The organism is Planctobacterium sp. AWH2_060, from assembly GCF_056158425.1.
On sequence record NZ_JBSWTG010000001.1, the window covers coordinates 1,150,396 to 1,163,430 of the forward strand.

The window sequence follows — 13,035 nt, forward strand, 5'->3', positions numbered from 1 at the left end:
ACGGGTTTTTTTGTATATAGCACAGCAAATCAGGAGTTAACATGGACAATCAGGTAAAGATCTTCGATACCACCTTGCGTGATGGTGAACAGGCGTTACCCGCCAGCCTAACGGTGAAGGACAAACTCCAGATTGCGCTGGCGCTTGAGCGATTAGGTGTTGATATTATCGAAGCGGGATTTCCGGTTTCTTCGCCTGGCGATTTTCAATCGGTACAAACCATTGCCAAAGAAATAAAAAATGCCACCGTATGCGGGTTATCACGAGCAGTTATGCAGGATATTGATGCTTGTGGTGAGTCTCTAAGGGTTGCTGATCATTTTCGTATTCATACCTTTATCGCCACATCGTCGATTCATGTGGACTCAAAACTGAGAAAATCCAATGACGAAGTGGTGGAAATGGCAGTAGCGGCCATCAGGCACGCTGGTAAATACACAGATGATATCGAGTTTTCCTGCGAAGACGCCGGCCGTACACACATTGATTATTTATGCCGTATGGTAGAAGCCGCCATAAATGCAGGTGCCACTACCGTGAATATTCCGGATACAGTTGGCTACACTACCCCCACTGAGTTTGGCGGCATCATTAAGAATCTGTTCAACCGGGTTCCAAACATCGACAAAGCCACAATATCTGTACATTGTCACAACGATTTAGGATTGGCCGTGGCCAATTCATTAGCAGCCGTTGAAAACGGTGCGCGTCAGGTAGAATGCACTATCAATGGTATTGGTGAGCGGGCGGGTAATGCCTCACTGGAAGAAATCGCCATGATTTTAAAAACCAGAGAGCAGTTATTAGGATTGCAAACCAACATCCGAAGCACTGAAATTTCCAGAACATCAAAACTGGTCAGTCAATTGTGCAACATGCCAGTGCAACCTAACAAAGCCATCGTCGGCACAAATGCTTTTAGTCATTCTTCGGGGATCCACCAGGATGGGGTGTTAAAAGCACAAAATACCTATGAAATCATGACGCCTGAATCTGTGGGCATCAACAAAAATAACCTGAACCTGACATCCCGCTCTGGACGCCATGTGATTAAGCACAGAATGCACGAGTTAGGCTATCAGGACAGTGATTTTGATCTGGACCAACTGTATCAGTCATTTTTGAAATTGGCCGACAAAAAAGGCCAGGTTTTCGATTACGATTTAGAGGCGTTAGTGTTCTTTGATCAAACCCGTCAGGACGAGGCCTATTATCAATTGAACTACCTTCACGCCAATGCAGGTAAAAACATAGTGCCCAGTGCTACCGTCATTGTGGCATTTGGCGATCAGGAAGTCACCGAATCATCAACCGGTAACGGTCCGGTAGACGCAGCCTTTAATGCCATTATCAAAGCCACCGGCAGAGACAGTATCGAGATTGTTGATTTTAAACTGGATTCCAAAGGCGAAGGTGCCGACGCACTGGCACAGGTAAGCGTGATTGCTACCTACAACGGGCGTCGCTTCAGCGGAATTGGTTTGGCCACCGATATCGTAGAAGCCGGTGTCAAAGCCTTAATTTATGTAATGAATAATACGTATCTGGCAGATCAAATCGATCATCAGAAAAAACAAGTCAAACGAATAGCAGGTGTATAACCATGTCAGGAAAACATATCGCAGTATTGGCCGGAGACGGGATTGGCCCCGAGGTCATGAACGAAGCCTTAAAAGTGCTGGAAACCATCAAACACAAGTTTGATTTAAATATCACAACTGAGCAATTTAATGTTGGCGGATATGCCATCGACCAGGACGGTCACGCCCTGCCTGACAAGACTCTGAAAGGTTGTGAAAATGCTGATGCCATATTGTTTGGCTCCATCGGTGGTCCCAAATGGGATAATCTGCCACTGGAACAACGCCCTGAAAGAGCCGCTTTGCTGACTTTGCGCAGTCATTTCGGTTTATTCAGTAACCTGCGCCCTGCCCGTATTTATGAAGGTCTGGAGTCCTTTTCACCACTGCGCGCCGACATTGCTGCCAGCGGTTTTGATGTATTGGTGGTTCGGGAATTAACTGGCGGAATTTACTTCGGCCAACCCAAAGGTATGGAAGGCGAAGGTGAAGAGCAATATGCCTTTGATACTATGCGTTATAGCCGTATGGAAATTCGCCGCATCGCCAAAATTGCCTTTGAAGCAGCACAAAAGCGCAACAAGAAAGTTACCTCCGTAGACAAAGCCAACGTACTGGTTTGTAGTCGCCTGTGGCGAGAAGTCACTGAAGAAGTTGCGAAAGACTATCCGGATGTCACGCTAGAGCACATCTATATCGATAACGCGACCATGCAGCTAATTCGATGTCCTTCGGATTTTGACGTGTTGTTGTGCTCCAACCTGTTCGGCGACATCATCTCTGATGAATGCGCCATGATCACAGGCTCAATGGGCTTATTACCCTCTGCCAGTATAAACGCTGACGGATTCGGTATGTACGAACCCGCAGGCGGTTCGGCTCCGGATATTGCAGGAAAAGGCATCGCCAACCCTATTGCACAAATTTTGTCGTTATCGATGTTGATGCGCTACAGCCTGAATGAAAATGATGCCGCAGATGCCATCGATAGTGCCGTGGTAAAAGCGCTGCAATCTCAGGTATTAACCGCAGAGCTATTACCTGCTGACAAACGCCATGAAGCTAAATCAACGTCCCAGGTGGGAGATTTTATCGCCAACGCTATTAAGGAGAGTCACTAATGGCGCAAACCCTTTACGAAAAAATCTGGCAACGTCATATTGTTGATCAAGTGGGCAACGATACCTTGTTGTATATCGATCGCCACCTGATCCACGAAGTCACCTCTCCACAAGCCTTTGCGGGACTGACCGAAAAAGGACGTAAAGTAAGACGCCCTGATAAAACCTTTGCCACCATGGATCACAGCATTTCTACCCGCTCGTTAGCGATAGATGCCTGTGGCCCGGCCAACCAATTGCAGTTGCAAACCTTAATGAGCAATTGCGAAGCCAATGGTATAGAGCTGTACCCCGTAGGCCACCAAAAGCAAGGTATCGTACACGTAATTGGCCCTGAACTGGGACTAATCTTGCCCGGAATGACAGTAGTATGTGGTGACTCTCACACTGCTACGCACGGCGCATTCGGCGCTTTGGCTTTTGGTATTGGCACATCGCAAGTAGAGCATGTGTTAGCAACACAGACCTTGAAACAAAGCAAAGCAAAAACCATGAAGGTAGATGTACAGGGTGAGTTACCTCCGGGGATCACAGCTAAAGACATCATTTTGGCCATCATAGGCAAAATAGGTCATGCGGGTGCCACCGGACATGTCATTGAATACGCAGGCAGCGCGATTGAAGCCTTGAGCATGGAAGAGCGAATGACCATCTGCAACATGAGTATCGAAGCGGGGGCCAAGGCGGGCTTAATCGCACCGGATCAAATAACCATCGATTACATCAAAGGTCGCGACTACGCACCCAAAGACCAAAACTGGCAAGCCGCGCTGGCAGATTGGGCCGAGTTAAAATCGGATGCTGGTGCCCAATTTGATACCCTGGTTACATTACAGGCGCAAGATATTGAGCCGCAAGTTACATGGGGTACCAATCCTGGCCAGGTCATTGGCATAAACAGCCCTATCCCAGGCCCCAACGATTTTAACGACAGCGTGGAAAAAATCTCTACCAGCAAGGCGTTAAAATACATGGGTATAGAAGCCGGGCAAAAGCTGTCCGACTTGTCAGTAAATAATGTATTTATTGGCTCCTGTACCAATAGTCGTATTGAAGATTTACGCGCCGCGGCCAAAGTGGCCAAACAAGGTAAAGTCGCCTCCAGCGTTACCGCTATCGTGGTGCCCGGTTCTGCCCAGGTAAAAGCCCAGGCAGAAGCGGAAAAATTAGATGAGATATTTATCAATGCCGGTTTTGAGTGGCGTCTTCCGGGCTGTTCCATGTGTCTGGGTATGAATGACGATATTTTACAGCCAGGCGACCGCTGTGCATCAACCAGTAACCGCAATTTTGAAGGACGCCAGGGCCGTGGAGCCAGAACTCATTTGGTAAGCCCTGCCATGGCCGCTGCGGCGGCGCTAAATGGCCGATTTGTAGATGTCAGACAATATGGAGCAGAATAATATGAGCGGAATCACCGAATTCACCGGCACGGCAGTGCCACTGGACAGTGCCAATGTCGACACCGACCAAATCATTCCGAAACAGTTTTTGACCTCAGTCAGTCGCGCCGGATTTGGCAAGCACCTGTTTCATGACTGGCGTTACCTGGACCTGGAAGAAAAAGAGCCAAACCCAGACTTTGTACTGAACAAGCCAGAATACCGGGGAGCCAGTGTCTTGTTGGCCAGAGAGAACTTTGGCTGTGGTTCCAGTCGCGAGCACGCCCCCTGGGCGCTAACCGATTATGGCTTTAAAGTGGTCGTTGCCACCAGTTTCGCAGATATCTTTTATGGTAACTGCATGAATAATCAATTGTTGCCAGTAGCTCTGCCAAGTGCAGCCATGGATACGCTGTTTGCGGCGGTTGACGCCAATTCAGACTGTGCCATAACTATCAATTTACCAGAACAAACCCTGTCCTGTGATGGTAATAGTTTTAGTTTTGACATTGAGGCCCACCATAAAAACAATCTAATCAAAGGCTTGGATGCCATTGGTCAAACGCTGGAAAGCGAAGCGCAAATATCGGATTACGAATCGCGTATTCCAGCCTGGTTAGCATAAACTTCCAGAATTATTTCTCTGTATTTTTCAATGATTTATTGCCAATATCTGTGATATTGGCAATACTTTCCCATTCAGATTGAACTAACTGACAGATTGAATTGATATTATGCAGCAAAATCAGATCGCAATAGTTTCCATCGATCAACTCGTACCCGGGATGTTTGTCAGTCGTGTGACCAAACAAAGTGGTCAGCTGAAGGTAAAATCTCAGGGCTTAATCAAACGTCCAGAACTTATAGAACTGCTCAAACAAAAGGGCATTCTGGAATTAGAGGTGGACTACAGTAAAAGTAACTTAAAAGAAATTGCTCGGCATCAGCCCGAACCCGAGCCAGAGCCTGAGGAAGCCACAAAGAAAGTACCTGAAAAATCGCTGTCAGACTCACTTAATCAATCACAAAAGCTACACGACCACGCCAAACAAGCTCATTGCAAACTTCTGGATAAAGTTCGCAATGGGGAACATCCCAATATAGAAGAGATAAAAGAAGTCTCCTCAGAAATCATAGACAGTATTTTCGAGAACCCTAATGCCCTGTCTTGCGTATCCCTGATCAAAGATGCCCCAGACTATATCTGGGAGCACAGCGTCAACTGCGCCATTTACATGGGCGTTTTTGCCAAACATCTGGGTTTTGATAAAGAGCTCACAGAAGATCTTTGTCTGGGCGGTTTTCTCATGGATGTCGGTATGGCCACCATCCCCGACGAACTATTGCAAAAAGGCGATAAATTCCATGCAAATGATAAGGAAATGATAAAAATGCATGTGGATTTTGGGGTCGAGTTAGTTTCTCAGGAAGAGAATGTCTCCGATGTCGTCTTGAGTGTTATTCAGGACCACCATGAACGACTTGACGGTTCCGGCTACCCCGAAGGTAAAAAAGGCGATCAAATTAATACCTACGGGCGCATGGCAGCAATTATTGATAGTTATGATGCAATGACCAGCGACCGCCCCTACAGAAAAGGTTACACCCCGACTGCTGCGCTCAAAAAATTACTTTCAGATACCTCAGGCAAATACGACCAATCACTGGTGCAGCAATTTATTCGCTGTATTGGCGTTCACCCTGTAGGGTCGCTGGTAAAACTAAAAAGCGGCAAGATCGGTATCATAGTCAAAGCCAACAAAGATGAACCGATAAAACCACTGGTTATGTGTTTTTACAGTATTTCCAGCGGCGCTCATACCGAGTTAAAGCGGGTCGATTTAGCAAAAGTGGCCGACGAAATCGAAAGCACGGTCAGACCCAATGAATTCAAATTGAATCTCACCAAGTTTTTCAGAGATGTATTTTTGAGTTCGGTGTAATAGCATTTAGTGGTTGAGGCTTAATTCTAAGCCTCAGCCTTAATCGTGCTAGATTTGTTTATTGTTTTCTGGTTGCTCTTAGCATCCATGCAGTTTTTTCGTGAATGCGCATACGGTCTGAAACAAGGGCAGATGTGGATTCATCATCAGCGGCCTGAGACAAAGCCAACACTTCTCTGGAAGTTCGAACAACCTGCTCATGTCCACGAGTCAGAATATCTACCATGTCACCTGCTACTGGTACACCTTCTACTTCTTCGATAGAGCTCAACTGAGCAAATTCTTTGTATGTGCCCGGCGCTGCGACATCCAGGGTTCGAATGCGCTCGGCAATATCATCAACGGCGACAGCGAGTTCAGTGTAGTGTTCTTCGAACATCAAGTGTAACTCACGAAACTGCGGACCGGTGACATTCCAATGAAAATTGTGGGTTTGCAAATAAAGGGTATATGAATCAGCCAGCAAACGTTTTAGACCTTCAGCGATTTTCAAACGATTCTGTTCATTGATACCTATATCAATCGGCGTCATTACTCTCTCCTTTCAAATGAATGGGTTGGATTCAGATAAAGTATTGGGGCAAGCTGCGTAAAGGCAAGCAAAAACTAAAATTGACAATTGAGAAGTGTATTACAGCGAGCTTATCGCAAACCAGATAAGCTCAACGAGGATAATAAATCTGTACAAATTAAAAGTGAGTGGGCATATCCAGTTCTTTACGCGCAACGTTCATGTCGGTGTAAAACTTAAGAATAGATTCGGTGGCGCTTTGTTCCAGTTCGACCGAGCCTGAACTGTCAATCATCCAAAACCATAAACGCAAAATGTTAGAGGGTACTACTTTCGATCCCATCGGTTTCACTCACAATAAAAACATAACTGTGAGAGGTATCGGCTCATTCTGAAAAAAACTTTAATAAAAACTTAAAATAATTTTTAAAAAAGAACCTCGTATGCTTCCTCATCTTCTCTGAGGGATACAAAACCATTTTTTGACATTTTAGCTTGCGCTATAGCTCCGGAATAAATTCCCAATTGCCGCTCGGTCATAAACTCAGCCAGTATAACGGTTTTAAAAATTAATAGAGCTTGTGCTTTCTCGCAAGTCACAATAAAGACCTTATCCGGGAAAACCAGATGCAGGGTTTGTCCTTCTTCAAACTGAGTCAGCGCAAATTTAATCTGCACCAGTACCTCAGCCAATGAGTGAGCCGTCAGCTTGAGTGCGGCTTTTAAACCCGATAACTCGGCGCGCTGAATTAACCGCGTGAAAAAGTGTTCGTGTAGCACCAGATCGCGGGTCACCTGAACATTCAATATGTCGCTTAAGTCACCTTTCACTAGCTTCTTAGAATCCAGCGTGGTTTGCTGCAGCAACAGCAATTTCCCTATGCCATCTTCTTCAATCGCTTTGGGTTCGATGTAGAAAAAGGTGTGATGAAAATGCCAGGGGTGCCGCGTAGGTTTGCGATACTCAAAAATAGTAATACCCGCGTGCGCCTGCCGGAAATCCGCTAAAAACTGCTGCACATGCTTTTTAGAACCGAATTCATGTTCGGCCTTATAAAAGCGCTCAACTTTGTTTTTTGCCTGACGCATATCTCGCAAAAAATACGCTCTGGCTTCACTTTCCTGCAAACCTTTACCCCTTACTTAGCGAGGTTTTACCATTCTGACAACGCCCGCATACTGAACTGATGGCCTTCGAACACTAAAATCACGTGTTGTGGTTCAATACGTTCAATAAACAGTTTTTCGTCCAGCCATTCACCCTCTCCCATTTCAATGCCATTTAACTTAACCCAACGATCATTTGGGTTAGAGGCATACATGTGGGCAGAAAATGACATGCTGGGTAAACGTGTCATCACTCTGGCTGGTAACTGATCGACCCGCTGCACATCGGTGGAGTTATAGCTATTATTGGCTGAGCCATACTCCAGAGTTTCTCCGTCATCACCTACGGTTGGCGCAGATTCTTTTTCCAAATCCGCCATAGCCGCCTCAAATCGCTTCATCAATTCTGGTGAAACAGCTGGATTGGCCACCAACTCTTCCGTGCCAGTCTCGGTAATATCAGTTGTACTTTCTGTATCGACACTCACAGGCTCATTTTGAGCGGGGGCAGCTGCAACAATTTCAGTTTCTGACTCATCGACTGGCGCTGCTTCCTCTTGTGGTTGCTGAGCAACTTCCCGACTATCAATGTTATCTGCCACACTGTCGGCTTGCTGTGAGCTTTGAGTCGCATCCCCCAGCTGAGGATTTTCTGGCTGCACACTCTCCTTAACCATCATTGATGAATCTGCTGGTGCACCAACATTTTTACTGACGCTACTAGCGAACCAACCAGCGCTAAAACCGATAACCACCACCAATACGGCAATACCGAACTGAGTGCCATAATACTGCAATGCCGATGGCACCTTTTGCAATGAAGGCATAAACAGGCTGCGATTAAACTGCTCAGTTAATTGATTGTCTGCATCCCGTCGTGGAGATTCTTCATTGGCGTGCATAACGAACTGAGTTTGGGAAACGTGATGCTTGTCTTCGATTTCCAGTTCCACGGTTTTTTCCGGGTCAATGGCCACCGACACAACACCCATCTCAGCCAGTCCCTGAACCATCTCCTGGCTGGTTACCAGTCCCGTTTTTTTAATTCTTACCGGGCCATTTTGTTCTATGATGCCCAGAATAAACATGCCGGGTTGTAAGTCCCCGATACGAATTTGTTTAGCCATACCAACTCCCCATGGCAAAACCCAATGCCGCACTCACCACAAACAACAAGCTAAACAGAATAGTTTGCTGCTTGCCCTGACGTTGCTTAACCACATCCTCACCCAAGATTTGCTGTGCTGCAGCCACCAAAATGTGCCTTTTTACCGACAACATTTGTTTACTGGCTGTAATGGTCAGCGCCCTGTCACACAACAGATTAATAACACGGGGAATTCCACCGGTAATTTGATAAGCCGCCTGCAAAGCTCCCGGACTAAACACGCCACGATCGCCATTGGCCACCTGTAACCTGTGGGCAACATACTCTTTAACTTCGCCAGAAGTCAGTGGCAATAAGTGATAGCGTGCAGTGATACGCTGCGCCAACTGCCTTAACTCATTGCGTTTTAACAACTGTTGTAACTCTGGTTGTCCAATCAAAACCACCTTCATCAGCTTTTCGCGATTGGTTTCGAGATTGGTTAGTAACCGCAATTGCTCCAGCACTTCTGGCATCAGGTGCTGAGCCTCGTCTATGATCAGAATAGTACTTTTATTTTTGTTGTGGTTATCGCTGAGCTTTTTAAGGATGAGATCAGTAAAGTACTTGAGGCTGGATAATTGCCGCTCATACTCAACACCCAGCTCATCACAGATTGTCGCCAGTAATTCGATGGCGGATAAGGTAGGATTTAATATCATCGCCACTTGAGTAGTGGCTGGCAAATCCTGCAACAACTTACGCGCAACCGTTGTTTTGCCTGTGCCCACTTCCCCGGTAAGCATGACAAAGCCGCCGCTTTCTCTTAAACCAAAAGTCAGATGGGCTAACGCCTCCCGATGTCTCGGGCTCATAAAAAGGTACTCGGGGTTTGGGGCAATAGAAAATGGATTATCCTTTAACCCAAAATAATTCAGATACATATCTGGTTGTCCGGTTTCCGCTGAATCAATTCGTTCTGGTTGGCTATCCTGACGATTTGTGATTATTAAGTCAAAACATCAAAAGTAAAAATTCACATTTTCCGGCATAATAGCTGTTAATCATGAACCAGCGATGAAGAAAAAATAGAAATAATGCAAGTGTATTTGGTGGGCGGTGCCGTTCGAGACAAATTATTGGGGCGCAAAGTAAAGGATAAAGATTGGGTGGTGACAGGTGCCACACCAGACGCCATGTTGCAAGCAGGTTACCAGCAGGTAGGTAAAGATTTTCCGGTATTTCTGCACCCCAAAACTAAAGAAGAATACGCTCTGGCCAGAAAGGAAAAGAAATCTGGTGCAGGTTATACCGGCTTTGAAACCGATACCTCTGTCAATGTGACATTAGCAGAAGACCTGATCCGCCGCGATTTAACCATCAATGCCATGGCACAGGATGAGCATGGCGCACTAATCGACCCCTATCAGGGGCAGCAGGATCTGGAGCAGAGAACTTTACGCCATGTATCTGAGGCATTTGTTGAAGATCCATTACGAGTGCTGCGGGTAGCCAGGTTTGCCGCCCGATACAAACAATACGGATTCACAATCGCTCCAGAAACTTTGACATTAATGACCGAGATTGCCCAATCTGGTGAACTTACAACACTCTCGGCAGAACGCGTTTGGGTAGAAACGGCCAAAGCCCTATCAGAGCCAAATCCAGAAGTGTATTTCGAAACGCTGAAAGCTTGTGAGGCCTTAAAGGATTGGTTTTCTGAGTTGGACGCCTTGTGGGGTGTTCCCAACCCCGAAAAATGGCACCCGGAAATAGATACCGGTATCCATGTCATGATGGTTTTACAACAAGCCTCGCTACTAAGCCAAAACACAGCCGTGCGCTTCGCTGCACTATTACACGACCTGGGCAAAGGGCTCACCGAGCCCCAGCACTGGCCAAGCCATCGCGGTCACGAAAAAGCTGGTTTGCCGTTAGTGGACAATTTATGCAGCCGCATCAAAGCACCGAAACTGGAAACCGAACTGGCTAAACTCACTTGCGAACTTCACGGTAATGTACACAAAGCGTTTGAGTTAAAGCCACAAACTATTATTAAACTCTTCGACAAAGTTGATGCCTGGCGCAAACCGGAGCGTTTTCACGACATGCTACTAGCCTGTGAAGCGGATGCCAAAGGCCGCACAGGGTTTGAACAACGAGACTACCCACAACGCCCTTATCTGATTAAATGCCTGGATGCAGCCCTCCAGGTCAATGTGCAAAACATCATTGCCGACGGCTTTAAAGGCGCTGAGATTAAACAGGAACTCAGTCAAAGACGTTGCCAAATCGTTGCTCAGGTTAAGGCTGAGCAAACAAAAAGTTAAAATGGCGTAAATTCCATTTCAAGTAATTTTAATTCAATATTTTAGAACGTATTCATCTAATTTTAGCGCTAATCTTTTGCATTTGATTTATATACCATTCGGTACATAACAATTCTGAATGGATAATTACAATGCACAAAGTACTATTAGCAACGCTGATGTTGTTTGCTGCCTCGACCTTTCAGGCAAATGCACAAGATTGGCAATTACAAGACAACTATGACCAAGCTATCTCTATCGAATACCTGCATGGCGAAGGTGATCTAAAGGGTATACGGCTTGGTTATCGCCCTGTGGTTACGAAAATAGACCGATTCGAATGGTTGGGCACACTCGATCTTTACTGGGAGTTTAGTTTGAATTTCTGGGAGTTTGGTGATCCGGTCAGACACGAAAGCAATTTTGCCTTTGCTATCTCGCCAGTGTTCAGCAAGGAGTTTGCCCGAATTTACGACAAATACCCGGTAAAATGGGAATTCGGCATCGGCGTTTCTTTGGTGGAAGACACCCGCTTTGCTGGCAAAGATATCGGTTCCCATTACCAGTTTGAAGATCGCCTTGGTGTCATATTCGAATTTGGCGAAAACTTGCGAGAGTCCATAGCACTGCGCTACATGCACTACTCTAACGGCGGTTTAAACGACAACAATCCAGGCATGGATTTCGCGAATATCGCATATACCTGGCACTTTTAATCGAACATAGCCCATTAAAACAGGTATAATCCGGCAAAAATTTAATGGGTTAATGCATGTTTGAAGAATTACAACTGGATGATGAGCTTTGCCGCGCCATTGCTGAAATGGGATTTAGCAAACCCACCAGTATTCAGATGGAAGCCATTCCGGCGGCACTGGATGGAAAAGACGTTTTAGCCAGTGCCCCTACCGGCACCGGAAAAACCGCAGCGTTTGTGATACCTGCCTGCCAATATTTGTTGGATTATCCGGCGAAAAAGCCTCATGGCCCCAGAATTCTTATCCTGACCCCCACGCGTGAACTGGCGTTACAGGTGCAGGAACAAACCCAAAAGATTGCCGCTTACACCGATATTACCTCAGGTACAATTATTGGCGGTATTAACTATGGCTCAGATCTGGATCTGTTAGAGAGCAATGTTGATATCGTAATTGCTACACCCGGAAGATTGTTCGAACACATCGAACGTGAAGCCTTTGACTGCAGAGAGTTGGAATGGATTATTCTGGATGAGGCTGACCGCATGCTGGATATGGGATTTGGACCTGTAGTCAGTCAGATTTGTGCCGAAGCGCGTTGGCGCAAGCAAACCCACTTATTTTCAGCGACGCTAGACAGCAAAGACGTAGAGCGTTTTGCCTTAACGGTGCTGAATGACCCAATTTCAGTGGAAGCAAGCCCATCGCGTAAAGAGCGCCCCAAGATCCTGCAATGGCTACATTTTGCCGACACTCTGGAGCACAAACGCGCCCTGCTTTTACATTATCTGCAAAGCGAAGAACTGAGCCGCTGCGTGGTGTTTATAAAAACCCGCGAGCGCCTGGCGGAACTGGCAGCATGGTTACAGTCACAAAATGTTCGCTATGTATATCTACAGGGCGAAATGCCGCAGGACAGACGCAACAAGGCCATAGCGGCCTTCAAAAATGGTGAATGCCCTGTGTTGCTGGCCACAGATGTAGCCGCCCGTGGTATTGATATTCCCGATGTCAGCCATGTCATTAACTATGATTTACCCCGCACTGCCGATGTTTATGTGCACCGTATAGGTCGCACAGGTCGTTCCGGTAAAAAAGGCAACGCCATCTCTCTGGTTGAAGCCCACGATATGGAAATGATGGGTAAGATCAGCCGCTTTACCGGCGACAGCATTAAACCGCAAAAAGTTAAGGGCCTGGAGCCTAAACACAAAGTAGCTAAAGTCGCTGGGAAAAAGCCGAAAAAGAAAAAATCAGCGGCTAAGAAAAACAGCAAAGCAAAAGCTAAAAAGTAGAG

12 protein-coding genes are annotated in these 13,035 nt (G+C 46.3%); 8 read left to right on the top strand and 4 right to left on the bottom strand.

Going from position 1 to position 13,035, the window contains the following annotated elements; genetic code table 11:
* Window positions 1-41: 41 nt before the first annotated feature.
* The 5 genes from leuA to ACXAD8_RS05045 all read left to right on the top strand — a co-directional run bounded on the left by leuA (window position 42) and on the right by ACXAD8_RS05045 (window position 6,026).
* Window positions 42-1,601, top strand: a complete 1,560-nt coding sequence (leuA, locus tag ACXAD8_RS05025; protein ID WP_475225667.1) for a 2-isopropylmalate synthase — start codon at window positions 42-44, stop codon at window positions 1,599-1,601.
* Between the two features lie 2 nt (window positions 1,602-1,603).
* Window positions 1,604-2,701, top strand: a complete 1,098-nt coding sequence (leuB, locus tag ACXAD8_RS05030; RefSeq protein ID WP_475225670.1) for a 3-isopropylmalate dehydrogenase — start codon at window positions 1,604-1,606, stop codon at window positions 2,699-2,701.
* Window positions 2,701-4,104: a 3-isopropylmalate dehydratase large subunit gene (leuC, locus tag ACXAD8_RS05035; protein WP_475225672.1), complete on the top strand. Its 1,404-nt coding sequence runs from the start codon at window positions 2,701-2,703 to the stop codon at window positions 4,102-4,104. The genes leuB and leuC overlap by 1 nt, the downstream gene beginning before the upstream one ends.
* Before the next feature lies 1 nt (window position 4,105).
* Entirely contained in the window at window positions 4,106-4,708 is a 603-nt protein-coding gene (gene leuD, locus ACXAD8_RS05040) for a 3-isopropylmalate dehydratase small subunit (RefSeq protein WP_475225674.1), read from the top strand.
* 109 nt (window positions 4,709-4,817) lie between these two features.
* Window positions 4,818-6,026, top strand: a complete 1,209-nt coding sequence (locus tag ACXAD8_RS05045; protein WP_475225677.1) for an HD-GYP domain-containing protein — start codon at window positions 4,818-4,820, stop codon at window positions 6,024-6,026.
* 58 nt (window positions 6,027-6,084) lie between these two features.
* On the opposite strand, the gene ACXAD8_RS05050 is transcribed toward ACXAD8_RS05045, so the two are convergent.
* The 4 genes from ACXAD8_RS05050 to ACXAD8_RS05065 all read right to left on the bottom strand — a co-directional run bounded on the left by ACXAD8_RS05050 (window position 6,085) and on the right by ACXAD8_RS05065 (window position 9,675).
* Window positions 6,085-6,558 (bottom strand): Dps family protein, encoded by a 474-nt coding sequence (locus ACXAD8_RS05050; protein WP_475225679.1) that lies wholly within the window; start codon window positions 6,556-6,558, stop codon window positions 6,085-6,087.
* 405 nt (window positions 6,559-6,963) lie between these two features.
* Window positions 6,964-7,665: a hypothetical protein gene (locus ACXAD8_RS05055; RefSeq protein WP_475225681.1), complete on the bottom strand. Its 702-nt coding sequence runs from the start codon at window positions 7,663-7,665 to the stop codon at window positions 6,964-6,966.
* Window positions 7,666-7,691: 26 nt separating this feature from the next.
* Entirely contained in the window at window positions 7,692-8,771 is a 1,080-nt protein-coding gene (locus ACXAD8_RS05060; protein ID WP_475225684.1) for a general secretion pathway protein GspB, read from the bottom strand.
* On the bottom strand, window positions 8,764-9,675 hold the full coding sequence (locus ACXAD8_RS05065; RefSeq protein ID WP_475225686.1) for an ExeA family protein: 912 nt from the start codon (window positions 9,673-9,675) through the stop codon (window positions 8,764-8,766). The genes ACXAD8_RS05060 and ACXAD8_RS05065 overlap by 8 nt, the downstream gene beginning before the upstream one ends.
* Before the next feature lie 153 nt (window positions 9,676-9,828).
* On the opposite strand from ACXAD8_RS05065, the gene ACXAD8_RS05070 reads away from it, so the two are divergent.
* The 3 genes from ACXAD8_RS05070 (at window position 9,829) to srmB (ending at window position 13,033) form a co-directional block, all read left to right on the top strand.
* Window positions 9,829-11,061 carry a multifunctional CCA addition/repair protein gene (locus tag ACXAD8_RS05070; RefSeq protein ID WP_475225689.1) on the top strand — a complete coding sequence of 411 codons (1,233 nt, stop codon included), beginning with the start codon at window positions 9,829-9,831 and terminating at the stop codon, window positions 11,059-11,061.
* 131 nt (window positions 11,062-11,192) lie between these two features.
* The gene (locus ACXAD8_RS05075; protein ID WP_475225691.1) at window positions 11,193-11,756 is read left to right on the top strand and encodes an acyloxyacyl hydrolase; all 564 of its coding nucleotides are present in this window, start codon (window positions 11,193-11,195) and stop codon (window positions 11,754-11,756) included.
* Between the two features lie 56 nt (window positions 11,757-11,812).
* Window positions 11,813-13,033: an ATP-dependent RNA helicase SrmB gene (gene srmB / locus ACXAD8_RS05080; RefSeq protein ID WP_475225693.1), complete on the top strand. Its 1,221-nt coding sequence runs from the start codon at window positions 11,813-11,815 to the stop codon at window positions 13,031-13,033.
* Window positions 13,034-13,035 lie beyond the last annotated feature (2 nt).